Here is a 23,468-nt window from a genome sequence, read left to right on the forward strand (position 1 = left end):
GGAACTTTGCGGTGGAGCAGATGAGCAGCATCGAATCCTTTCTCACCCCGGCCACGGCCGCAGCGAAATACGTGTCGATGCTCGACACCAACCAGGATCTGGTGGTTGCACCGGAAGAGCTGGTCCTGCCACAGGAGCCGGTCGCTCCCGACGCGGTCCAGGAGCGACCGACGCTCTCTTCCGCCGAGACCTTGACCGATCCGGTCGCGGCCGCTCTTCTCAGCGTGCACGCGGCCGAAGATCCAGCAGCGCCGGTGGCGGACGCCAGGGCGGCCTACCGCTCCGATGAGCGATCTGCCACCAATTAACGCCCCTCGCTGACGACCAAACGCGTTCCGTCGTCATGCGGGCTGCGAGCTGAAGTGAAGTCGGCGAGCCGCGTGCGACCGGCGGATGAAACCAACCGGTCCGTCCGGACTAGTCCCGAGGCTTCAGCGGGGTGATGCCGCCTTCGTCATTGTCGGGGATCGCGCCGGCCTCGCTGTCGGCGACCGCGTTGGCAAGCGCCTCGGGGTGATAATCCGGATCGGGCGAGCCCTTGCTGCCAACCAGCGTGTCGGCGGTGCGGGGCATGCCGCCTTCTGCCGGTACCCTGTCGTTCTCGGCGGAAGAGTTTCTGGAAAAGATGTGGGGGGTGGCCATCAAATGTCCTTTGTGAAGGGGCGGGCGAGGGCAGTTTTAGCGCCCGAAGTGTCCCGATGCGCCGCAAGCCGTTTGGCCGACGTCGCGGAAGGCTAACCCCGGGCGCCGACTGCTGTTCCCTCAGCCCCTTCCGTCCGGTCTTCCGCCTGGTTCTGCCTGCCGGCGACCGCGGCCCGCTTCGCCTCAGCCCAGGCCGAGGTCGGGGCTCATCGCCACGCGGTGATCGGCGAAATCGGAATTGGGCAGCAGTGGATACCAGCCGGGCCGGCCGGGATCGCGGTCGTAGGGATAGCCGCCGAGCGAGCGGTAGAGCTCGGCATAGGTGCCGAGCTTCTCGCGGTCGAGCGTAACGCCGAGCCCAGGACCTTCCGGCACCGCGATGGCGCCGTCCTTGTAAGCCATCTTGCCGCCGACGATGACGTCGTCCTTCAGGTGGTGATAGTGCGCATCGGCGGTAAAGACGAGGTTCGGCAGGACGGCGCCGAGATGCAGCATGGAGGCAAGCTGGATCCCGAGTTCGCCGGACGAGTGGACGGCGATGCCGAGGCCGAAAGTGTCGCAGATCTGGCCGGCACGGATGCAGGCGCGGATGCCGCCCCAGAAGGTCGTATCGAGCAGGATGACGTCGACGGCGGGATCGCGGACATTGGTCGCCAGCTGCTCGAAGTCGACGACGATGGTGTTGGTGGCCAGCGGGATCGACAGCTTCTCGCGCAGCCGGCGCATGCCGGCAAAGCCCCAGGTCGGGTCTTCGAAATAATCGTTCCGCAGGCCCTCGATGGCCTGGCCGAAGCGGAGCGCCTGCTCGACCGACAGCGCTGCGTTCGGGTCGTAGCGCAGCGTGTCCTCGGGAAACTCCGCGGCGAGGGCCCGGTAGCATTCCAGCTCGTAGTCGGGATGGAACACGCCGGCCTTCAGCTTGTGGGCGGTGAAGCCATGCTCCGCCTTCAGCTGATGGGCGTGCGCCAGCAGCTGCTCGACCGTCCGAACCTCGCCCTCGCCGGTGCGCCGGTCGGGATAGCGGAAGAACAGATAGCTGGCGAAGCCGACGGTCTCGCGTACCCGGCCCCCAAGGAGTTGGTAGACGGGCACGCCGAGCTTCTTGCCCATGATGTCGAGGCAAGCAAACTCCAGCGCGGCATGCAGCTGCGTCCGGTTGTTGTAGAGCGAGGCCGTCGGGTTGCAGATGGCATAGCGCATGCGGTTGAGATCGAAGGGATCGTGGCCGACGAGGTAGGATTTCAGCCCGGCAAAGGCGAGCGCCGCGCTCTCGCCGCCACCGCCCATTTCGCCAAGGCCGGTGATCCCCTCATCCGTGTCGACCTCGACGATGGTCCGCACGAACCGCCCCCAATGGGTGCCGTTGCTGTGCCGCAGCGCGGCCTCGAGCGGGACCGTGATCGTCGTTGCCCTGATGTCGGTAATCTTCACGCCACGCTCCCCGGCTTGCTGTCTCCAGCTGCCATGGTAGCATGGTAGGAGGGAATAGCGTAGCCGTCGCGAGCATCCTATCGGTGTCGATCGGTCCGCATTGACCATTGCACCCGGCAAGTCGACAGGCTTTCGCTGTCTTATTCGCGAAAGACGCTTTCCCCTTTCGCCCGTCAAATTCTAGGGTTCCTGCGTCATGCCGGACAAGCCGAGGGACTGTTGATGACCACCAGGAATGTCCAGCGGCGGCCGGAAACGTCAGGGGGGCCGGTCTTGCCGAACTGGGCGAGCGAGCCGGTCAATCCGAGGCTTCCCATCGCGCCGCAGATCTACGAGCGGCTGCGACGGTCGATCACCACGTTGGCGATCCTTCCCTCGGAAGCCTTGAGCGAGAAGGATCTGGCCGAGCACTTCAGCGTCAGCCGGACGCCGATCCGCGAGGCGCTGATCCGGCTGGCCGACGAGGGGCTGATCGACATCCTTCCGCAGCGCGGCAGCTTCGTCGCCCCGATCCGGCTCGGCGATGTCGAGGAAGCACAGTTCATCCGCGAGGCGCTCGAGGTCTGCGTGATCCGCCGCCTGACGGGTAGGGCTTCCGCAGCCTTCCTCGACGCCGGGCGGCGAAACCTTGCCGATCAGGCCGGGGCAGTGGCGCAAGGCGACCGCGAGCGGTTTCTCGCGCTCGATGAGGATTTTCACCGGAGCTTTTGCGAGGAGGCCGGGCTTCCCCGCAGCTGGCGCGTGGTGCAGTCGGTGAAATTGCAGATGGACCGGGTGCGCTACCTCAGCCTTCCGGATGACGGGCACCTGCAGCACCTCCACCAGCAGCACACCTCCATCCTGAATGCTGTGGAAGAGGGCGCCGCCGACACGGCCGCCGCCGGCATGACCGCGCATCTCCAGGAAGTCCTCCGGACGGTTCGTCGCTTGAACGAGACCCGGCCGGACCTTTTCGGCTGCTGATGCGAAGCCGAGGGTCTCAGCGACCGCGCATGAGGTAGGTGGATACGGACCGAAGGGGCTGCGTCAAGCGCCATGACTAGGAGTGATGGAGCGCCACGATGTCGCGGTCCCGGGCGTCGAGCTCCCGCGCTAGGTCGTCACGGGCCGCGAGCGAGCCTTGAAGTTCGCTTGTCGCTGCCGCAAGCCTCGACCGCATCTCCGCCAGTTCTGCGTCCCGGCGAGATTTCTCTTCCAGCGTGCTCGTCAGACCCCCCCCGGCGCGGGCGCGCTCCGCCTTTGCGTTTCGAGCTCCTCCAGAAGAGCCGCATGCTGCCGGCTGGAAACCGTCTGCTCGTCGAGGATGGTCTCCATCAGTTGGAGGCGCGAGCGTTTGCCGGGGAGGCTGTCCGGAGTGCTCGTCCGGGACGGTGAGGATCGGCCTGCCGTTCTCTGCGCCGGCCGCATCGAGATCTGTCATGGCCCACAGGAACGAAAAGGAGGCGAGCCGGTGCGGAAGGGCGGCCGCCGGAACGCGATCGCCTTTCTGCCGTAAGGCGAGCCCGCAGGCGTCGGTGCGGCCGTCTCGGCGGGGCCGCAAGCGTCGCCTTGCTACCGCCCAAGCGTCGGAGTATCCAGCAGCCCAATATGAACTGGATACCCGTCACATCATGATGACATCCCCGAACATGGTTGCAGACGCTTCCTCGCCGGCCGCCAGCGGCGTTTCGCGATCCGACCGCCTCGTCGCGGCCTATGAGGATATCCGCAATGGCCTCGGGCTCTACGAGCTCTGGCTGTTTCTCGGCTGGCGCGACACCAAGAAGCACTACAGCCGCTCGGTGCTGGGGCCGCTCTGGCTGACGCTTTCCATGGGTATCATGGTGGCGGCGCTCGGCGTCCTCTACTCCACCATCTTCAAGATGGACATCAGCACCTATCTGCCGTTCCTCGCGATCGGTTTCATCATGTGGGGGCTGATCGGGAACTCCATCACGGCGGCTTGCAACGTCTTCTCCAGCGCGGCACCGTCGATCCGGCAGATCAAGCTGCCGTACAGCGTCTACATCTTCCAGTTCGTCTGGATGCAGTTCGTCACTTTCGGGCACAACTTCATCATCTACATCCTCGTTGCACTGTTCTTCGGGATCTGGCCGACACTGACGACTCTGCTGCTGTTCCCCGCTCTGCTATTGATCCTCCTGAACTGCGTCTTCGTCGCGATGATCCTCGGGCCGCTCTGCGCCCGCTTCCGCGACATCCCGATGATCATCGCAAGCATCATCCAGGTGACCTTCTTCATGACGCCGATCCTGTGGAGCGCCAGCCAGGTGCCCGAGCGGGCGATCTTCGTCGGCGCCAACCCGTTCTACCACTTCATCGAGATCGCGCGTGATCCGCTGCTCGGCGGAACGGGCACGCTCGGCAACTGGCTGACCTGCCTCGGGATCACCCTCGGCATGGGCACCATCGCCTTCCTGTTTTTTGCCCGCTACCGCGCGCGCATCGCCTATTGGGCTTGAACATGGCTTCTATCCAGCTCGACGCCGTCTCGGTCGACATTCCGATCTTCAACATCAGCGACCGGTCGCTGAAGAACAACATCATCTCGGCGGCGACCGGCGGTCAGATCCGGCCGCGCGCCGGCGCGACCGGGCGGGCGATCGTGCGTGCCATCGATGCGCTGACACTTAACCTGGAGCACGGCGAGCGCCTCGGCCTTCTCGGCCATAACGGCGCCGGCAAGTCGACGCTGCTGCGCGTCCTGGCGGGCATCTACGAGCCCACTAGCGGACGCCTGAAGATCAGCGGTTCCGTCGCCTCGATGTTCGACCTCGGTTTTGGCTTCGATCCCGACGCGACCGGCTGGGACAACATCGTCCTGCGGGGCATGCTGCTTGGCTATTCCCGACGCGAAATCGACCGGTTGTCGAGCGATATCGGCGAAGCCTCGGGGCTCGGCGAATTCCTGGACATGCCGCTGCGCACCTATTCGACCGGCATGTCGACGCGCCTCGCCTTCGCGGTGTCGACCTCCATCACGCCGGAAATCCTCCTGATCGACGAGGGCATCGGCGCCGGCGACGCGGCATTCCACGCGCACGCGAAGGAGCGTCTGAAGACGTTCATCGGCGAGGCCGGCCTCCTCGTCATGGCCTCGCACTCCAACGGTCTCTTGCGGCAATGGTGCAGCACGGGCCTCTGGATGGAGCATGGCCGGGTGCGGATGCACGGCGCGATCGAGGACGTGATCGCGGCGTACGAGGCATCCGTCGCGCAAGGCTAACCGCTAGCCCGGGTCTCTCCGGGCCGAAACTGTGACGCGAGCGGTTCATGCATCGCGCACTGCCCTTGCAGACAGAGGCAGCCCCCGGGTGCTGTTGCTGACGCTGCCATGCGAGGTGGGCGGTCTACCGAAAGGACCGACCGAGTCTGCGGCCGACGTGCCGAGCCCTGCTTAGCAGGGGATAGAGCTCGTAGAGACGCTGCCAGCGCGGGCTGGTAAGCAGGCGCATCCGCATTCTTGCACGCGCCTTGAACAGCCGCGAAACGGTCGGCGTCGCGCAGACGATGTCGGTGTATTTCTGGGCAATCGCAATGTACTCGTCGCGGTAGGTCGCGAACTTGCCGCTGCTCGCGCCGACCGCGGCAATCGCCTCGCTGATGAACTGATGGTTGAATCGCGGGATCAGCGCATCGCGCATGTAGAAGCGTTCCTTGACGTCATCGTCCGGAAAGGCGGCGGCGAGCTTCTCGAAATAGCGCAGGCGCGAGCGCGCCATGCGGATGCCGTAGGACGTGCTCTCCGTGTGAATGCACCAGACGGTAACGGGCTTGGCGGTGAAGTGGTTGGTGAAACCCGCCCGGAAAATGCGCAGGAAGAGGTCGTCGTCCTCATAGCCCATGAACTGCACGTCGAACCCGCCGACGGCTTCGAAGGCCTTGCGCGAGATCAGGGAGGCGGAGGGAAGGACGAACATGTCCCGCGACAGCAGTTCGAAAATGTTCGCCTTCGGGTTCTTCGAATTGCGGGCGACGATGCTGGTGCGGACGATCTCGCCATTGCCCTCGGCCTCGAACAGTTCGCCGTAGACCCAGCCAAAATGCGGCTCGTTCTCCGGCATCGCTTCCACAAGGCTCTCGATGTGGTTCCGCAGATAGAAGTCGTCTTGGTCGAGGAAGCAGATGTAGTCGGCGCTGCTGGCGGCAACGCCGGCATTGCGGGCCGAGCCTTGTCCGCCATTCTGCTTGTGGAGAACCCGAAACCCCATGTCGGCGGCGATCTCGTCCAGACGCTCGGCCTCCGCCGGGCTCGAGCCATCATCGACGACGATGAATTCCGCCGGCGGGACCGTCTGCTCGAGGACGCTTCGCACCGAGCGCTCGATGAAGCTCGAGCCGTTGTAATAGGGAATGATGACGGCGACGCGGGTCTTATCCAGACGTTCCTGCCGTCTGTCGGCTTGGTAGGCGCTTTGCATCTCTTAGGCTTCCGCTTGTCCAAAGTCCGCGATGCTGCTGTTCAGCGGCGCGAACGACAATGTTGGCTGGGCCCAGATTGCTTCGTCGGACATCAAAGTCCGCAGGCCGGATTGGATTACAAAAGCATCTTATATCACTAAGAAAGCCATAATGTGCCAGCCCGCCTTCCGGGTAAACTACGTGGTTGTCGATGCCTTGATCCGCCCTTGCGAAAATTCATCTTACCGTTTGTTGCGCAACGGAAGAGAGGCGAAATGTCGGCGCATATACAATGCGTTGGCGGGAAACGAGCGTCAGGAAGAATGGCCCCAAACGCCGTTATTTGCTTTCTTCCAAAGGCAGCAGGCCGGTGTCCGCGAAAGGCCCGTACACACCGCTATGCTGTCCATGTCCCTGCCGCCAAAAGGATCGGCTGAACCCGGCGAGCAGGGCGCCGCCTGCCACCGCTGGTGCCCGGGAAAAAGCAACAGGGGGATCCGGTGAATGCGCTCTTTCTAGATCGCCAGCGCTCTGCGGATGGCCTCGCCCTGCTGGTGCCAGCCGTAGCGTAGATCCGCATCGGCGACCGCGCGTTCGGCCATGTCCCGGTAGAGCTGAGGGTGGGTCTCGAGATCCTCGATCGTCGCCGTGATCATCTCTTCCCACTGGTGGGCTGCGGCAAGGCGGGCGTTGTCGCCATGCCGGATCGCGCTCGCGAAGGTGAAGGTCGGCGTCGCAACGGTCGCGGTTCCGGTGATCGCCGCCTCGAAGTATTTCAGTTCGGACTTGCAGTTGGTGAACCGGTTGTCCTGCAAGGGGGCGATGTTGATCTCGGTCGAGCCGATCAGCCGCTGCAGGTTGACGTAGTCATGAAACGGCTCACGGTCGATGCGGCCGAGATGATCGAGCAGCGGTCCTGCCGGCTCGAGATAGCCGACCATGCGGATGCGCACCTGCGGAAACCGCTTGAGAAGCTTCGCCAGCGCGCTCTCGACGAGGGCGAAGTCCTTGATGTGCGTTGGTGATCCGCTGAAATAGCCGACATGCAGGTGCTCGTCCCGGGCATAGCCCGAGGCCTGCTTCGCGGCCCAGATGGCGCGCGAATAGTCGAGCTGTGCCTGGTTGATGAAGTTCGGGACGATCGCGGTCTCGACTCCGGCAAAGTCGGTGATGCGGGCGGCGAGGAACGGATTGGTCGTGATCGCGCGGTCGCACATGCGCAAAGTCGCCCCGATGCGCCCGATATAGGCGAACCAGAAATCCCATTCCTGCTCCGTCGTGCCTTTCTGCGCGAGCGAGTCCATCACGAGATGCGCGTAGCCGGTGTCGAAGACGAGGTCATCGACGTCGAATACGACGGGAATGCCCCGGCGTTTGGCGCGAAGCACGAAGCGGTTGACGTCCTGGCAATAGCGGGCCCGGCAGATCACGACGATGTCGGCGCTGTCGGCCACCTTGTCGAGCAGCGCATTATCGTCATCGACGAAGAAGGCCGCGGCCGATGCCTCCGGCCAGGTCGCGTCGATCACTTCGATCATGTTGTGGATGCGGTACCGGAACGTGCTGTTGTCCGGCCGTTCGTAGAGATAGGCGATGCGAAGATCGGTGCGCAGCAGCGAGAGCAGCCGCGTCTCGCCCGACAGGAACCAGGGGTCCTGATGCTCGACCGGCGCCGGCAGATCAACGAACATGGGCGGCGCTCTCGGCGAGGCGGTCGAAGACCGGGGCGAAGGAGGCGGCCCAGTCGCGGCCGATGCCGCTGTTGGAGAGGGCTGCTCCGCGTCCGTCGTCGTCGAGCGCCTGCGCCACGCCTTCGCGCAGTCCCTCGACCAGGGCCTCCAGCTCGCTGTCGACGCAGACGATCGAGCGGCTGTAGCCGGAGAGGTCGGTTTTGACGCCGAAGCGGTTGGTCACCGCGACACCGCCGCAGGCGGCAACGTCAAGCGGCGGATAGCTCGGATGCGGCGTAAACATCAGCGTCAGCGCCAGATCGACCGAGCGCACGAAGGCGGCGTAGTCCTCCCACGCCATGTTCTGCAGAAGGATCGGCTCGATGCCGCCGGCGAGCTGCATCGGCTGGAGATCCTTGCCGACGAAATGGATGTTCCAGAGTGCGGGGTCGAGAATGCCGCGCTCGATCGCCGTCTCGATGACGGCAACGCCCCGGTCGTAGAGATTCCGCGCATTGTAGGGGCGGGCATAGAAGAGGAAGTTGCGCTTGCCGTCGGCATCCGAGTCCGGCGAAGGAAAATAGATCCGGGATGGGAAGGACGGCTCGAAGAACGGCGTCGCCTCGTCGATCACGCCGTCCTCGACCAGATGGCGGTGCAGCAGCCCGGAATTGATCACTTTGGCAATCGACCGGTCGCCTAGCGTTTCGGCGCAGGCGAGATAGTCGTCGCCGAAGGGATAAAACATGCGCTCATCCTCCTGGAGGATGTAGAGGATCTGCGCATCGGCGACCGACTGGCGCGTCGCACGGGTCGTCCACCAGGAGGTCGTGACGAAGATTTCGTCCGCATTCGTCTCGATCCGGCTGTCCGCGTCGGAGATGTCCGCGAAGACGAACTCGATGTTGTCAGTCCATTCAATGCCGTGCGCCCGGAACACCGCCGCGACGTTCTCAGCGGCCGGGGCCTGGGTGCGGGTGACGATCCGCAGGCGCCGTCCGTTGCGCTTGGCGAAGAGGGCGGTGAAGATCAGCGCCGTCGCAACGCCGCCGAACAGGCTGCCCTCGTTGATGCTGTCGGTGACCATCGAAACGCGCGGCTGCAGCGTCGGCACCTCGAACAGGCCGAGCGCGGGCAGCGAGTTGGTGGCCCGCCGCGGGCCGGCCGGGGTGGAGGGCAGCGGCGGGGCGGCTGTGGCTCCCACCGCGGAATGCCCGTCGAAGCCGGCGGGACGCTGCTCGCGTTCCCGCAGGAAACGCAGACGTGCTGGCATGCGCCAAGGTGTCACCAGCCACCAGCCTGCCTTGGCGAGCCGCCGGATCTGCCCGCGCATCGACAGCGGCAAGGCGCTGGCGGCACGGCGGAACGGGCCGGTCAGGCGCCAGGCCGTGGACCCTTCGAGGGCGTTGAGGGCGACCGCATGCGCATGCGCCTCCTGCCGCAGCCGGAACGCGTCGGCCTCGAGTTCGGCGGTGCGTCGCTCGAACAAGGCGGCGCGGTCGGCAGCCTGCTGAGCCGTCGGACGGAGCACCTGCAGCTCGCGCTCGACCTTGTCCATGGCCTGGCGGTAGCTGCGCTGCTCGCTCGCCATCAGCTGGCGGTGCGTCGCCTCCGCCTTCTCGGCGGCCTGCGACGCCTTGGCGTGATCCTCGGCGCGCTGGCTTTCCGCAGCCTGCCTCTCCTTGTGGATCTCGGCGAAATAGTCGGCGTTCTGCGCGCGGACGACGCGTTCGATCTCCTCCAGGAGGGCGGTGCGCTCACGGCTGTCTTGGAGCGCCTTGAACTCCCAGGCGACATAGGGGGCGAACACCTCCGAGGCCGCCGCGAGCGTTCCGGCGATGCGGTCGAGCTCCGCCATGGCCTCGCTGTCGTCGCGGTTGACGGAGAGCGCCTGGAAGGCATCCCAGGCATCGGCGACCAGCGCATCGAAGCGCGTCGAGCGGCCGATCTGGGCGGTGACGGCGTGATGGCGCAGGTCGGATGTCAGGAAGCCGTCGATCACGGCCTCGATGCGGCCGCGCTCTTTCGGGAAGCTGATGCCAAGTTCCAGCGCCAGACGGTCCGCCGTGCCGCGCCAGTCTTCGAGCAGTGCGTCGTAGGAGACGAAGCTGCGGGAGAGCGCGCGCGTTTCCCGCTCGGCATTCAGCATGTGCGCCAGCCAGAGAAGCAGGCTCTTGGCGCGCGGGAAGCCGTCGCGCCGCGACAGCGAACCGGCCACCTCCAGCGGATGGCGCAAGGCGATGATCGCGCGCGGTTCAGTTTCAGTCTTCTCCAATGCCGCCTTCCACAGAGGAACGAAGCGGCACATGCGCGGGTCCTTGACCGAGAACAGGGCCGTGGTGGCGAGAAGCTCGGTGCGGACAATTGCTGCGAGTTCAGCAACGAAACCCTGTCCCGCTTCCGTGTCCACGAAACCGTTGGAGAGCGGCATCGGGTCGTCCCAGCGAGAACCGAGATAGTCCAGCAAGCGGTTGTGGAAGGCATTGACGGACTTGTTCTCGAACAGGCCCTTCTCGTTGTAGCTCTCGGCGGCCAAAAGCTCGCCGGCGGCGGGAAGGCCCAGTTCATCGAGGACGCCGGTCAGCGCCGATGTTCCGCTGCGGTGCATGCCGAGCACCAGAATGCCGACTGACTGACCGACCTTATCCACCATCATCATCGCTTCCCTTGTGACGGGGACGCCATAGCAAGCCCTGCCTGAACTGTCATCCGATAGACGGCACGCGCCCTATACGGGGGGCCCGCGCCAGACGAGACTTCACGTGGCGCGGAAGCGCGCGATCTTCTGTCCGCGCGGATGCTGCCAGTCGAAGACACCTTCGATCGCCCAGCCAAGCCCGATCGCCGCAAAGTCGAGGTCGCCGCGGTAATAGTGGAAGGGATCCTGGTAGCCGAAAGTCGTCACCTCGGCCTTGGTCAGCTCGCCCTCCCAATGGATGGCCTCCCCACCCGAGGGGACCTGGGTAAAAGGGGCGTTCAGCGCGTGCCCGTCCGGAACGGTGAAGAACGTCGCGTGGAAGATGCCGCCCAGGCGCATGCGGGGGCGCAGGTTGGCAAGACAAAGCCGGAGATGGTTGATCGGCAGATGGCTGAACAGCGACTGCGCCAAGGCGTGGTCGAAAACCGTGTCCCCGAAGGGGATCTGAAACGCGTCGGCCACTGCAAGGTTTTCCCGCGGCAACCGAGCCTCGAGACCGAGCGGGACGATCTCCTTGGCGTATCCTTCTTCGAGCAGGGCCGGCATCAGGTCGATGCCGAAATAATGGCCGGGGTCGAGGAAAGGCACGAGCTTCACCCCGGCGCGCAGGCTGCCGCAGCCGATATCCAGGAGGAAATCGCTGGGTGAAAGTCCCTGCGCCACGAGGTAAGCGCGCTGGTGCTCACCCATTTCCTCCCAAAGCCCACCGATGATCTGCCGGTGCCCATCAGCTTGGCCCATCACCTTCGACAGATCGGCCTCGTAGGGATTGAGCGTCATGATCTAAACGTCCTCTGCCCTTGCGAGCACCCGGTCGTCTTCAGCGCGCCGACGGAGCTGCCCCGGCGATCAGGCAACGATATGGCCGGTGTTCGATACGATCGCTCCCCCGGGAACCAGGGCCATGTTGAACCACCGGCTGACTTCGGCATTCGTCTGCAACGGACGAGCCGCGGCAATGCGGTTGCGCATCGAAAGAACAGTACCAAGCGTGCCCGAGGCGTAGGCGGCATCGATCTGCGCGGCCAATCCATTCAGGATCCGTCCGGCATAGGCTGCTCCGGCATTGTTCGCCGTCTTGGCTTCCAGGCGAAGCGCATCGAGCAGAGGCTGGTGATTGCTGGCAAGGGCTGTGCCGCCAGTCAGAATGCTTCTTGCCTCCGGGCTCTGATGCGGCATGACGTTTTCGGCAAACCGGTTCAGTCTGGCGACCTCCTCGTCCGCGCGCGCGGGATCGATGATCTCGATCGATCGCAGCGCCTCCGAGGCCTTCGTCACCAGGGATGCCCAAAGCGGGCGCCCGTTCTCGATCATGGTGTCATGCGCATTCTGTCGATCGGCAGGGCTCAAGGATGTCTCCAGATTTCTATTTGCATGTGACGGTCGCGCGCTTTGGTAGGTGCCGTCAAGTTCGGGAGGGATACCGCTAGTCGCAGAATTTCCGCGGTCGCGCCGGCAGGGCGCGACCGCGGAGCCGATCTAATTTTGGGCTCCACCGCCGAACCAGGTTCGCGAAGCGATGGCCAGCCGCATGACCGCCGAGCCCCAGGCGGGAGCGAAGGAGGTAAGCCCTATCCCATCTCGCAGAAAGCGAGCGCGTTCCGCCATACTCGGGGCATGCCAAGGCTCACTCCCGGACAGCGTTATTGGATGACAGGGCTGCGCGATCAGCCCGGTTTCGATCGGATCTTCGAGCCGAGCGCGCACACGGCGCTGTCCTGCGTGCGCCGAGGGTGGACGGAGTATCGTCTGGGGGTCGACGGCAAGGGGCATTGGGAGCTGACGGCCGAGGGCGTCGCGGCATTGATGATCGTCGCCATAAAGCCGAGGCGGCGGCGACGGTCCCCGAAGGCCGTGAGCGTCTGATCTGGCATAGCTTGCGGGACCGTGGAGCGTTCCGCTTCACCGCTCCTGCACGGTGACTGTGCCCGTGACTCCTACCATTCTCAACCAGAACGCGGCGTACGAGGACGGCGACGGGCGTCGGCTTGTCAGGTGGCGGGCACCAGGCCAGCCGCCGCCTTGCGCTGTCCGCGCAGCCGGCGGTCCAGCGGGCGCTCCAGCTTGACGAAGAAGACCCAGCCGACGGCCAGGGCGACGAGACAGCCTGCGATCCGGACCGCGACGTCGGCGTCCGCGGGGAGATCGAGGCGGCCAAAGACTTTTCCAAGCGCCGAGAGCACGAACCAGTGGCAGAGGTAGATGCTGTAGGAGGCCTCGCCGATGCTTGCGATGATCCGGTTGACGGTGCCGGTTCGGGCGAGAAGGGGGCGGAGGGCCAGCATGGCGGCGACGAAACCGCCTGCGGCCAGGCTGCGCGGCAACACCACCGCATCGTGGTTTTCGGCGATGGCGAGCCCGGTTACCGCCAGGCCGGTGAAAACGAGAAGCGCCGGGCCAGCGGCTCTCAGCCCGGCATTCGGGGCGCTGTGCAGCAGCCAGCCCAAGCCGAAGGCGAACATATAGGGGGTCAGGATGTGGGTCAGGACCGGACTGGCCCTCAGCGCATCCGGCAGGCACACGCCGAGGAGCCCGAGCAGCGCCAGGAAGACGCCGAAGTGCGCCCGCGCCCGGGGCGCCCGCGACATGGCCGTGGCGATGAAGGCGACGACGATGAGGTAGAAGACGATCTCGTATTCGAGCGTCCACCCGACCGTCAGGATCGGATAGCCTTGCTGGGGCCAGAGCAACAACGATCCGGCAATGCTGCCGGCGGAAAGGCTGAACCCGCCGAGATGCCAGTCCGGATTGACGAGGTAGACGCCGATCACCAGGAGGGTGAAGGCCCAGTAGAGCGGAAAAATCCGCCGGATGCGGCCGATGAGGAACGGTTTCGGGCCGGGGATGGACTGGCTGATGAAGCTCATCAGGAAGCCGGAGACGACGAAGAAGACCTCGACGCCGATGCCGCCGAGCGGCCGGTAGGCGGAGGTCTGGATCGAGAACGCCGAAAAGCCCTTGGCAACGAGGTCCGAGTGCCAGACCATGACCTCGGTCGCCGCCAGTGCCCGCAGCCATTGAATGGCCTCGTTCCGGTCCGCCCGCATCAGCCGGCGCCACCCGCGGGGACGCGGCAGGATGGTGTCGCCGCAACCCTTAGCGGGTTGAACGCCGCCCGGTACGGGAACTCAACAAACGCCATCGACCAGCCTTTCCGACAACCGCGATCCCGGCCGGCGCTCTGAGCTCGGTCGCGGGCCTTGATCAGCCTAGCAGCTGCCGTCCCGGGCATGGGGGACGCAAGCGGACTACCCCCGCAAAGCGTTTCTCCGTGCCGAGGCCGCAGCCTAGAACATGCACGGTCCGGCCGCTTTATCGCTGGCGCCAACGTTGCTCCGGAAGGCGTACTTCTCCTCCCCGCGGTGAATCCGGCGCACGACGGTGTCAGATCTGGAAGGGAGGCCCGGCGCGCTCAGCGCCGCGAAGGCGGGGCGCCGGAACTGGCGGAACTGGCGGAGCAAGGCCCCGGCACGGGGCGGAAAGGCATGGCATGAGCGTCAGCACGCCCGCCGCATTCGGCCAGCCGGCATCGACGGGTCTGCGCGATCGCTATCTCGGTGCCTTGCTCCTGGCCATCGCCGCCTACGCTTTCACCGGCAAGGGTTTCGCCTATGCGGGCATCCCGCCGCTCTTCCCCGCTGAAGTGCTGCTGCTGTTCGGACTGGTCACGCTGTTCTGGCCGACGCCCTCGGCCGCCGTCCTGTCCGCCCTTCCGCTGCAGATCCTGCTGGTGATGATCGGCTGGACCTTGCTGCGGACGGTTCCCTTCGTCGGCACCTACGGCATCGACGCCCTGCGCGACAGCGTGATCGTCGTCTACGGCCTCTTCGCCTTCGTCGTCGCCAATCTGATCCTCGAGAACCCGGCGCGGATTGACCGGGCGGTCCACCATGCCGGCCGCTTCTTCACGGTGTTCGGGGCCATTGCCTTCGTCCTCTACATTGTGCCGAAACAGCTCAGCCACGTCATCCCGGCCTGGCCGCGGTCCGGCGCGCCGATGATGCTGCTGCGCGCTGGCGAGGTGGCCGTGCACGTGGCCGGCGCAGCAGTGTTCGCGCTGGTGGGTTTGAAGCGATTCCCGACCTGGTGGGTCGTGCTTCTGGTGTCCGGCATCCTCGTCGTCTCCGCCCAGAGCCGCGGCGGCATGCTCGCCATCGCCGTTCCCCTGATGCTTGCCACAGCCTTGTCCGGACGGTTCAAGCCAGCTGTTATGACGATCTCAGCGGCCATCCCGATCATCGCCGTGCTCTATCTCTCCAATTTCGAGGTACAGCTGCCGCCGGACTACCGCACGATGCGCGTCGGCCAGCTGATGGAGAATGTGACCAGCATCTTCACCTCTTCCTCGAACAGCGATCTCGACGGCACGAAGGTCTGGCGGATGCGCTGGTGGCAGGCGATCACCGACTACACCGTCCACGGCGACTATTTCTGGAGCGGCAAGGGTTTTGGAGTTAACCTCGCGATTTCCGACGGCTTCGTCGTCGGCGATGGCGACGGGCCGCCGCTGCGCAGTCCGCACAGCGCCCACATGACCATCCTCGCCCGGAGCGGCGTGCCAGGCATTGCGCTGTGGGTGACGGTCAATCTCAGCTGGATGGCGATGATGCTCGCCACCATCTACCGCGCCCGGTTAAATGGCGACCGGGACTGGTCGAACCTCCTGATCTTCGTCCTCTGCTATCTCGTGGCCGGGCTCGTCAATGCGAGCTTCGACGTCGCGCTCGAGGGGCCGATGATGGGGGTGATCTTCTGGGTCCTGTTCGGCACCGGCGTCGGGCTCTGCATGACCTATCGCCGGCTGGCGCAGGCCCGCGAAAAAGCCTGGTGGCGCCAGCACGCCGACTCGCTCGGCCGGTTCGGCGGCTGACCACCCGGCGACCCGGTGCTCGGGCCGCGGGTCACCAGGTGCTGGTGTCCGGTAGATCGTTGCTGAGGCTGGAGCCGGCGTCCTGTCCGGTGTCGCGCCGGTAGGCCTGCCAGCCATCGCCGCTTGGAAAGTCTCCCCACCACCAGTGGTTTCCATCGGCCATGAAATAGCGGTTGGCGGCAAAGCTGTTGCCGCCGCGCAGGAGGCCGGGCTCGTCGTGATCGGCAGCGCCCCCCGTCCGCCCCTCGCCGCTGCGGGAGACGAGGACGTTGTCCCGCACGAGGTTGCTGATGGTGCGGTAGGGGCCGAAAGCGCCGATGCCGCGGTCCTGCTGGATCAGCGAAATGCCGTTGAGGCCGCCGGTCATGTCGATGCGGTTGCCGGTGATCTCGACGTTCTGGGAATTCTGGATCTGGATCGCGGCGCCCCACATCCAGTTTCCGCGCGCCGCCGCGCCGTTGCCGATGAAGACGTTGTCGCGGATCACCGCGTCGTAGGAGATCTCGTGGTTGATGCCGCCGCCGTCATTGCCGACGAGCCGGTTTCCCTCATAGAGCGTGCCGATGTTGTCGATATCGGTCCAGAGGCCGAACCCATGATTGCCGTGGGAGTAGTTGTCGCGGACGACGAGGTTCTCGGTTACCGCGAACTTGCTGCCGCCGCCCTCCCAGTAGACGTCGATGCCAGACCAGAAGCCGTTGGCGTGAAGGGCGTTGCGCTCGACGAGGATGCCGCGGCCATTGCCGCCAATGCCCATCTGGCCGTTGTCGTGGACGTCGTTGCCGGTGATGCGCCCGCCGTCCTTGACGATGATGCCGACGCCGTAGTTCAGCCGCACCTCGTTGTTCTCGACCGTCCAGTTCTCGCCGCCCTGGATCGCGCCGTGCTGGGCGGGGGCGTTGAATTGCTCGACGGTCAGGTTGGAGATCCTGACGCCGGTCGCGCGCGAGGCGAAGGCGGCGGCGCTGACCCCCGCCTCGACCTTGCGGCCGGAAGGGTCGTCGGCGATGACGATGACATCGGCATCATAGTCGAAATAGAAGCTGCCAGGCTTCACCGCGTCGCGCGAGGCGACCGGCCGCAACGGTTTGCCGTCGACGAACAGCGTTTCGGGAAAGCCGGCCCGGACGGCGCCGGGGGCGGCCTCCTCTGTGGCCAGCCGCTGACCTTGCTGGTCCTGATGCGCGGCGCTGAACAGGCCGTCCGCCGAGCGGGAGAAGTCGCGGAGCGCCCGGGAGCCGTCGATGACTGCCCCCCTGACGCCGGTAAAGGACTGGCCGTCCTTCGGCTCGATCGGCCGCGTCAGGCGATACTCGCCGGCATCGGCGAAGACGAAGGCGGTGCCCGCGGGGGCGGCCGCGACGATGGCGGGGCAGTCATCCCCGAGCGACAGCACGATGGCCGCTTTCGGCATCTGGATGTCGACCGGACCGAAACTTGCGTCCGCGGCGATGGGCATCGTCGCCTCCTTAACTTCATCGAATGGCAGGCGCTGAGATGGCGGCCAAGCGCCTGGCGAGGCAGCGACCGGCCTTGAGTTTAAGCCGCGGCGGTCGGGCCCGTCAGGCATGCAGGTGACGTAAGCCGCAAGGTTCGGCCGCCGCCTTGCTGGTCCGATGAAGCGGCGGGTGCAAGCGGGAGATCCCGGACGGCAACAAAGTTCACCAGCGCAGCTACCCCTTAAAACCGCCGCCGCCCCCCTTATGAGCACTCGCGCCGGCGCCGGAATCCCGCAACGGATGAAGGGATCTACCCCAGGAGCCTGAGGCTCGGTCCGGAGGCATCGCGATCATGCAGAGTCACCGCAAACCCACCCTGTCGGAGCCTCGGCGTGAACGTTGAGGTCGGCCAGGTGCTGACGGCCCATGGCGCGGCCAAGCCGAGGCTGCGGGTGCTGGTCTCAGCCTTCGCGGTGTCGCCGATAGGCGGCTCGGAGCCGGGGCTCGGCTGGAACGTCGTGTCGCGGCTGGCCCGCTGGCACGATGTGACGGTCATCTGCTCGCCGGGCATGCCGGACGAGCGTAATTTCCGGGAGGAGGTGACGGCGGCGCTGGTAAAGCAGCCGATCCCCGGTCTCGTCTTCCACTTCGTCGAGCCACCCTTCCTGTCCCGCCTGCTGCAGCGCGAGACGCTGATGCGCCGCCGGACGGTCTACTACCTCGGCTACCGCGCCTGGCACCGCGCGGTCCTGACGGCCGCGCAGTCGCTGCACGCGGCCGAGCCCTTCGACATCGTCCACCAGCTCAACATCACCGGCTACCGGGAGCCGGGCGACCTCTGGCGCCTGCCGATCCCCTTCGTCTGGGGGCCGATCGACGGGGCCGCCAATCTCGCCTGGTCCTTCTTCCCGATGATGGGGCTCGGCGAGATCTCGTTCTATGCCCTCAGGAACCTCACCAACATCGTTCAGAAACGGGTTCCCTTCCGGTCGCGCGCAGCGGCGCACCGGGCCAGCCACATCTGGGCGATCGGTGGGATGAATGCCGAGATGGTTCGCCGTCACTGGCATCGCGAGGCCGAGAGCGTCATCGAGAGCGGCGCCAAGCCGGTGACCGACGGCATCCGCCGCTATGACCGGAAACGGCCGCTGCGGCTGGTCTGGAACGGTCTGCACATCGGCCGCAAAGCGCTGCCGATCCTCCTTCATGCACTGAGCGGGATTGAGGGGCGGTGCGAGGTGGTGGTGCTCGGGGAGGGGCCGGCGACGCGGCACTGGCAGCGCCTGGCGGCCCGGCTCGGCATCGCCGGGCGGATCCGCTGGACCGGCTTCGTGCCGCACGACCAGGCGATGGCGGAGCTCAGCCAAGCCGATGCGCTGGTCCACACGAGCCTTCTGGAGGGAACGCCCGCCGTGGTGCTCGAGGCGCTCGTCAAGGGCATTCCGGTGCTCTGCCATGACAGCTGCGGCATGGGCGTTGCGGTGACCGACCGGTGCGGGATCAAAATCCCCCTCATCGATCCCAGCACGAGCATCGAGGGTTTTCGCCGTGCCATCGAGCGGCTCATCGACGAGGATGGTCTGGTCGAGCGGCTGTCGGCAGGCGCGATCGCGCGCGCGGAGGCGCTGTCCTGGGACCTGATGGTCGAGCGTTTCGCCCGGCGCTATGCCGAGGTCGTCGCGCGCTGCGCGGGCGAGGGGTGCCATCTCGCGGCGGCGTTGCCGGAACGGGCGGCTTCTCCCGCCTGAGCTGGGGGTCGGCACCGCTACAAAAAGGCCGCCGATCCTGCAGGGTTCGGCGGCCTTTCTGTAGCAGCAGGTTGGCGCGCCAGCGCTTCGCCAGCGCGCCTTTCATTGTCAAAAGTAGTTCGGCAAGGCCGGGTCGAGGCGCAGGCGTACGGCGGTGGAGGCCTTTACTGCCAGCCAGCGCGGATTGCGGAGGTTGAACCAGGCCTTCAACACCTGCCGCCAGAGCGCCCGCTCGAGGGCGCTTTCGGGTCCGAAGGTCTTCAGCACCGCTCGCGCTTCGGCCCCGGCACGCTCGGCGTTGACGACACTGTTGTTGACGCGGGTACGGCGGAAGCAGGTCAGCGGCTTGTCGATCCGCCCATAGGGCTGCCGCGAGAGGGCGCGTGCAAACAGTTCGTAGTCGCCGGCGTCCTTGTAGGCGATGTTGAAGCCGCCGAGCGCCATGAACAGCTCCCGCGAAAAATAGGTCGACATGTGCATGATCGGGTTCCAGCCGAGGCAGGCATGGATGCGCGGTGTCATCCAGTGCGGCGGCGCCGCCAGCGAGCCGAGGTCCTCGCCCCGCTCGCCGATCCAGCGGATGCCGCCGACAATCCAGCCCGGCCGGCTCGCCCGATAGAGGGTGGCGATCTCGAGCAAGGCGCCTTCCAGCATCAGGTCATCGGCGCCGAGGAAGCCGAGGAGATCGCCGTCGGAGTTGAACGAGCCCTTGTTGATGGCATCGAAGATGCCCTGGTCCTTGCCCTGGATGATGCGCAGGCCGTTTTCGCGGGCGATCTCGACGGTGCCGTCGGTGCTGCCGGCGTCGACGATGACATGGTCGACGGCATAGCTCGGATGGTGGTTGCGCTTCACCGAGGCGATGCATTCCCTGAGGTAGGCGGCGCCGTTGAGGGTGGGGGTCACGACGGTGATGATCATGAGGATGCTCCTGTTTCGGGATGGGTGATGGAAAACGGAGGCTAACGGGACGCGGCCGCGCTGACCTGCAAGGGACCGTCGTCCGCCGCCGTCTCGGCCAGACGTCGCACGATGCTGGCGATGAGGAAGACGGTGCGGGCGGCAAGGGCCGCAGCCAGCGCCAGGCACCCGCCGGCAAGGCCGTAGGCGACGGTCAGCGGGACGGCGAGCACCAGCATCACGACGGTCGAGGCGAGGTCCGCGAGGAGGCCATCGCGGCCGCCATTCACCCCGTGCAGGAACGCGCAGGCAGCCGACGAGGCATAGGCAAAGATGGCGCCGCCCGCGAGCACGCGGATGCCGGCCGCGATCGCGTCGCTGCGCATGGCGTCGCCGTAGAAGAGCGCGACGAAGGCGTGCGGGGCGATCAGCATGGCCGTGCTGCCGAGGAGGATGATCGGCGCCCCGGTCGCGATCAGCGGCCAGGAAGCCTGCCAGGCGGCGCGATAGCCTTGCGGCAAGGCGCGCGCCGCCATCTGGGGCACGATGTTGCAGATGCCGATGACGATCGGCGTGGTGAGGTTGAAGATGTTCATCGCGATCTGGAAGGCGCCGGCGGCGGCAGGGCCGGACAGCGCGCCGAGCAGCCAGGGCAGGCACTGCGTGCGGGCGATGCCGAGCACGTTGCTGGTCAGCGACCACTGGCCGAGGCGCCAGAAATCGCGGGCGAGCGGCAGGAGAGCCAGCAGCCGGGCACCGCCGATCCGGCTCTGCGCGAGCTGGATGCCGGCGCCGACGAGGCTTGCCACTGCCATCACATAGAGGGCGGCCGGCAGGTGCAGCGGGAGCCAATGCGCGGTCGCGGCGAGCAGCGCGACCTGGCCGAGATAGCGAACGCTGTCCCCGATGATCGCGGTGCCGTGGCGCAGCCCCGAAAGCAGTCCGCGCCGCACCGCCTCTTGCAACTGTCCCGCGGCCAGCACAGCAAAGGCCGGCAACAGAAGCGACGTATCGATCAGCCACCAGAGCAGCGTGCCGAGGAGCAGCGTCATCGGCACGCACACCAGCGCCGTCAGGAGCAGGCTCGACAAAACCAGATCCCGTCGCCGCTGGTCGTCGGCAACGGCGGCATAGATCGACAGCGGATAGAAGATCAGCGAGCTGGAGGCAGCCTGCATCAGCAAGAGGATGCCGAGCGCCATCGCGTAGTGACCATACTCGGACAGCGATATGCTGCGGGCGAGGACGATGTTGAACAGGAAGGTGCCGAGGCTGATGATGCCCTGGTCCAGCAGCGGAAAGCTTGCTGCCGGCAGCCGCGCGGCGGCTTGGTGCCACCGCCGCAGGGGCGGGGCGGGCAGGATGCCGCCGTCCTCGGTCAGTTGTGTCATCGCGGCCTCGCCGTGACGCCGGCCAGAACGGGGGACGCCGGCGCCGGGCGCGCGGCGCTGCCGCGGACGGCCGAGGTTCTCGCCAGCACGGCTTCATAGCCGCTGAAGGCAATTTCCGCCGCCCGCTCCCAGGTGAACTCCGCCTGTGCCCGCGCCCTGCCTGCAGCGCCAAGGCGGGCCGCCCGCGCCGGGTCGGCGATCAGCGCATCCAGCGCCGCGGCAAGGGCTGCCGGATCGCCGGGCTCGACGAGCAGGCCGTGCTCGCGTCCGATCTGGTGGGGAATGCCGCCGACGCGCGAGGCGACGACCGGCAGGCCAGCCGCCATCGCTTCGAGGACCACCAGCGGAAACGTGTCGGCGAGTGTCGGGAAGACGAAGATGTCGGCGCGGCGGAAACAGGCCGCGGCCTCGGCGTCCGACAGGCGGCCGGTGACGGCGATCGCCTGGCCGGGACGGCAGGCCGCGATGTGCTCGGCATAGGCCACCCCATCCCGTTGTTCGCCGCCGAGGATCAGCTGGAAAGGCTGCCCGAGCCGGCGACACGCCTCGAGCAGCACCGGCAGTCCCTTGTTCGGCGTGTGGTTGGCGAGGAAGAGCAAGGTCGGCGGCGCTCCCGCACCCCGCGGGCGAAGGCCGAAGCGCTGCAGCAGGCGATCGTCGGCCGCAGCGTCTCCGGGCGCCGGCATCGGGACGCCATTGCTGACGATGGTCACGTTGTCGGTGCGCTGCCCGAGCTGCCGCAGGAGGTCGATGTCATCAGGCGACAAGGCGAAGACCTCGGCGGCATGGGCGACGACCTCGCGGACCGGATCGACCACCAGCTTCTGCCAGACGATCTTCTGCCAGCGGTTGAAGCCGTAGATGCGCAGTCCGTTGGTCACTTCGTTGAAGCCGTGCGTCGAGACGACGTAGGGAATGCCGCGGGCGCGGCAGGCGCGGGCGATGCGGCGCATCTCCAGCGCTGGCATCGGATTGTGCAGGTGCACCAGATCGTAGGACTGCGCGCGGATGTGCCGGTCGATGTCCGAGCGGTAGAACAGGGTGCGAAAGCGGTTGGGCACGCGCGACAAGCCGAGGCCCGGCGGCAGCCATGTGCGGGTGGGGATGCGGGCGAGCGGCCCATTGCCGCTGGCCGGCCGGTCGCCGCCGGCGATCATCGTCGCCAGCGCGATGTCGCAGTGCCCCGCAAGGGCGGTGCTGAGGTTCTCGGCCGCCCGCGCCGCGCCGCTGACGCTGAGGTGGGAGGGGACGACGACAGCGGCGAGGACCTTCATACGTTGTACCTCGCCGTCAGCGACGCCGAGAGCTCCGGCTCGCGCCAGAGATCGGCCATCGCGTCGTCGATCGTGAAACGCGGGCTCCAGTCGAACAGGGCCCGGATGCGCGAGGTATCGGCGGCCAGGAACGGGCGGTCGACCTTCCGGGTGCGGTCGGGATCTTCCTCGATGGCGAAATCGGTCTGCGACACCGTCCGCAGCTTTTCCAGCACCTCGATGACGGAATAGGCGTTGGAGGTGCCGAGGTTGACGGTGGTCACCTCGCCGAAAGAGGTGCTGCCCTTCAGCGCGATCGCCCGGAAGCCGAGCGCGGCATCCTTGACGTGGATGTAGTCGCGCTTCGGCCAGAGGTTGCCGAGCCGGATGGTCTGCCGCCCTGCCTTCAGCTGCGCCACGAGTTCGGGCAGCAGATGCGGGTTGGTCTCGCCGGGGCCGACGACGTTGAAGAGGCGGACGACGGCCGCGTCGAGGGAGCGCTTGGCGGCGAAGTTCGCGACGTAATGTTCGCCGTGCAGCTTCGACAGCCCGTAGATGTCGGAGGGCTGCTGGAGGCTCGTTTCCCCGTGCGGGTCCCCGGCCGGCTTGTACACCGCGCCGCTGCTGGCGAAGACGATGCGGCACCGCTCGGGCAGGTGCTTCAGCACGGCGACCGTGCCGAGAACATTGGTGCCCAGCGCCATCAGCGGCTCGTCTTCGCATTGCGGGATGTAATGCACCGCCGCGAGATGGACGACGACGTCCGGGACGATCGCCGCCATCGCCTGCCCGACCGCCGCTTCGTCGATCAGGTCGACCTGGGTGAAGTGGAATTTCGAGCGTTCTTCGCTCCGGAAGCGCAAGGCGTCCGGTGCGACCTTGTCCAGCACGTGGACCTCGTGCTCGTCGTACAAGAGGCGCACGAGTTCGCGCCCGACATAGCCATTGCCACCCGTGACGATAATCCGCTTCACGTTGTTCTCCTGTTGATTGAGCATGGGGACGGCGGTGCAAGGCGGAAATGG

General features: G+C 66.3%; 21 protein-coding genes. 8 read left to right on the forward strand and 13 right to left on the reverse strand.

Annotated elements, in window-relative coordinates; all coding sequences use genetic code 11:
* Window positions 1-20 precede the first annotated feature (20 nt).
* Window positions 21-308, forward strand: a complete 288-nt coding sequence (locus ACZLZY_RS16730; RefSeq protein ID WP_472935337.1) for a hypothetical protein — start codon at window positions 21-23, stop codon at window positions 306-308.
* Between the two features lie 109 nt (window positions 309-417).
* On the opposite strand, the gene ACZLZY_RS16735 is transcribed toward ACZLZY_RS16730, so the two are convergent.
* Together ACZLZY_RS16735 and ACZLZY_RS16740 are read right to left on the reverse strand one after the other, a co-directional pair.
* Entirely contained in the window at window positions 418-642 is a 225-nt protein-coding gene (locus ACZLZY_RS16735) for a hypothetical protein (protein WP_472935338.1), read from the reverse strand.
* A 183-nt stretch (window positions 643-825) separates the two neighbouring features.
* The gene (locus tag ACZLZY_RS16740; RefSeq protein ID WP_472935339.1) at window positions 826-2,073 is read right to left on the reverse strand and encodes an enolase C-terminal domain-like protein; all 1,248 of its coding nucleotides are present in this window, start codon (window positions 2,071-2,073) and stop codon (window positions 826-828) included.
* Window positions 2,074-2,295: 222 nt separating this feature from the next.
* Here ACZLZY_RS16740 and ACZLZY_RS16745 point away from each other — a divergent pair, with 222 nt between their 5' ends.
* The 3 genes from ACZLZY_RS16745 to ACZLZY_RS16755 all read left to right on the forward strand — a co-directional run bounded on the left by ACZLZY_RS16745 (window position 2,296) and on the right by ACZLZY_RS16755 (window position 5,299).
* Window positions 2,296-3,036, forward strand: coding sequence for a GntR family transcriptional regulator (locus tag ACZLZY_RS16745; RefSeq protein ID WP_472935340.1), 741 nt, complete (start codon window positions 2,296-2,298; stop codon window positions 3,034-3,036).
* A 647-nt stretch (window positions 3,037-3,683) separates the two neighbouring features.
* On the forward strand, window positions 3,684-4,535 hold the full coding sequence (locus ACZLZY_RS16750) for an ABC transporter permease (RefSeq protein ID WP_472935341.1): 852 nt from the start codon (window positions 3,684-3,686) through the stop codon (window positions 4,533-4,535).
* Window positions 4,536-4,537: 2 nt separating this feature from the next.
* Entirely contained in the window at window positions 4,538-5,299 is a 762-nt protein-coding gene (locus tag ACZLZY_RS16755; protein WP_472935342.1) for an ABC transporter ATP-binding protein, read from the forward strand.
* A gap of 124 nt (window positions 5,300-5,423) precedes the next feature.
* On the opposite strand, the gene ACZLZY_RS16760 is transcribed toward ACZLZY_RS16755, so the two are convergent.
* Entirely contained in the window at window positions 5,424-6,494 is a 1,071-nt protein-coding gene (locus tag ACZLZY_RS16760; RefSeq protein ID WP_472935343.1) for a glycosyltransferase family 2 protein, read from the reverse strand.
* Window positions 6,495-6,525: 31 nt separating this feature from the next.
* Here ACZLZY_RS16760 and ACZLZY_RS16765 point away from each other — a divergent pair, with 31 nt between their 5' ends.
* Window positions 6,526-6,978 (forward strand): hypothetical protein, encoded by a 453-nt coding sequence (locus ACZLZY_RS16765; protein ID WP_472935344.1) that lies wholly within the window; start codon window positions 6,526-6,528, stop codon window positions 6,976-6,978.
* A gap of 11 nt (window positions 6,979-6,989) precedes the next feature.
* Here the strand turns inward: ACZLZY_RS16765 and ACZLZY_RS16770 are convergent, their stop codons facing one another.
* The 4 genes from ACZLZY_RS16770 to ACZLZY_RS16785 form a co-directional block, all read right to left on the reverse strand.
* Window positions 6,990-8,165, reverse strand: a complete 1,176-nt coding sequence (locus ACZLZY_RS16770; protein ID WP_472935345.1) for a glycosyltransferase family 4 protein — start codon at window positions 8,163-8,165, stop codon at window positions 6,990-6,992.
* Window positions 8,155-10,800, reverse strand: coding sequence for a sulfotransferase family protein (locus ACZLZY_RS16775; protein ID WP_472935346.1), 2,646 nt, complete (start codon window positions 10,798-10,800; stop codon window positions 8,155-8,157). Before ACZLZY_RS16775 ends, ACZLZY_RS16770 begins: the two co-directional genes overlap by 11 nt.
* Window positions 10,801-10,902: 102 nt before the next feature.
* Window positions 10,903-11,622: a class I SAM-dependent methyltransferase gene (locus ACZLZY_RS16780; protein ID WP_472935347.1), complete on the reverse strand. Its 720-nt coding sequence runs from the start codon at window positions 11,620-11,622 to the stop codon at window positions 10,903-10,905.
* Between the two features lie 69 nt (window positions 11,623-11,691).
* Window positions 11,692-12,192, reverse strand: coding sequence for a hypothetical protein (locus tag ACZLZY_RS16785; protein ID WP_472935348.1), 501 nt, complete (start codon window positions 12,190-12,192; stop codon window positions 11,692-11,694).
* Window positions 12,193-12,492: 300 nt separating this feature from the next.
* On the opposite strand from ACZLZY_RS16785, the gene ACZLZY_RS16790 reads away from it, so the two are divergent.
* Window positions 12,493-12,708 carry a hypothetical protein gene (locus tag ACZLZY_RS16790; RefSeq protein WP_472935349.1) on the forward strand — a complete coding sequence of 72 codons (216 nt, stop codon included), beginning with the start codon at window positions 12,493-12,495 and terminating at the stop codon, window positions 12,706-12,708.
* Window positions 12,709-12,833: 125 nt separating this feature from the next.
* Here the strand turns inward: ACZLZY_RS16790 and ACZLZY_RS16795 are convergent, their stop codons facing one another.
* Window positions 12,834-13,889 carry an acyltransferase family protein gene (locus tag ACZLZY_RS16795; protein ID WP_472935350.1) on the reverse strand — a complete coding sequence of 352 codons (1,056 nt, stop codon included), beginning with the start codon at window positions 13,887-13,889 and terminating at the stop codon, window positions 12,834-12,836.
* A gap of 443 nt (window positions 13,890-14,332) precedes the next feature.
* Here ACZLZY_RS16795 and ACZLZY_RS16800 point away from each other — a divergent pair, with 443 nt between their 5' ends.
* Window positions 14,333-15,712 carry an O-antigen ligase family protein gene (locus tag ACZLZY_RS16800; RefSeq protein ID WP_472935351.1) on the forward strand — a complete coding sequence of 460 codons (1,380 nt, stop codon included), beginning with the start codon at window positions 14,333-14,335 and terminating at the stop codon, window positions 15,710-15,712.
* Window positions 15,713-15,743: 31 nt separating this feature from the next.
* Here the strand turns inward: ACZLZY_RS16800 and ACZLZY_RS16805 are convergent, their stop codons facing one another.
* A complete protein-coding gene (locus tag ACZLZY_RS16805; protein WP_472935352.1) occupies window positions 15,744-17,171 on the reverse strand; it encodes a right-handed parallel beta-helix repeat-containing protein in 1,428 nt (475 codons plus the stop codon).
* A 372-nt stretch (window positions 17,172-17,543) separates the two neighbouring features.
* Here ACZLZY_RS16805 and ACZLZY_RS16810 point away from each other — a divergent pair, with 372 nt between their 5' ends.
* Window positions 17,544-18,899: a glycosyltransferase family 4 protein gene (locus ACZLZY_RS16810; RefSeq protein WP_472935353.1), complete on the forward strand. Its 1,356-nt coding sequence runs from the start codon at window positions 17,544-17,546 to the stop codon at window positions 18,897-18,899.
* A gap of 108 nt (window positions 18,900-19,007) precedes the next feature.
* Here ACZLZY_RS16810 and ACZLZY_RS16815 read toward each other — a convergent pair whose 3' ends face one another.
* The 4 genes from ACZLZY_RS16815 to ACZLZY_RS16830 are packed head-to-tail and all read right to left on the reverse strand — an operon-like array spanning window position 19,008 to window position 23,417.
* On the reverse strand, window positions 19,008-19,820 hold the full coding sequence (locus ACZLZY_RS16815; protein ID WP_472935354.1) for a glycosyltransferase family 2 protein: 813 nt from the start codon (window positions 19,818-19,820) through the stop codon (window positions 19,008-19,010).
* A gap of 41 nt (window positions 19,821-19,861) precedes the next feature.
* On the reverse strand, window positions 19,862-21,190 hold the full coding sequence (locus ACZLZY_RS16820; protein ID WP_472935355.1) for an oligosaccharide flippase family protein: 1,329 nt from the start codon (window positions 21,188-21,190) through the stop codon (window positions 19,862-19,864).
* Window positions 21,187-22,464: a glycosyltransferase family 4 protein gene (locus ACZLZY_RS16825; RefSeq protein WP_472935356.1), complete on the reverse strand. Its 1,278-nt coding sequence runs from the start codon at window positions 22,462-22,464 to the stop codon at window positions 21,187-21,189. The genes ACZLZY_RS16820 and ACZLZY_RS16825 overlap by 4 nt, the downstream gene beginning before the upstream one ends.
* Window positions 22,461-23,417 carry an NAD-dependent epimerase/dehydratase family protein gene (locus ACZLZY_RS16830; RefSeq protein WP_472935357.1) on the reverse strand — a complete coding sequence of 319 codons (957 nt, stop codon included), beginning with the start codon at window positions 23,415-23,417 and terminating at the stop codon, window positions 22,461-22,463. Before ACZLZY_RS16830 ends, ACZLZY_RS16825 begins: the two co-directional genes overlap by 4 nt.
* Window positions 23,418-23,468: the final 51 nt, after the last annotated feature.

This window comes from Mesocryomonas lacus, from assembly GCF_055730135.2.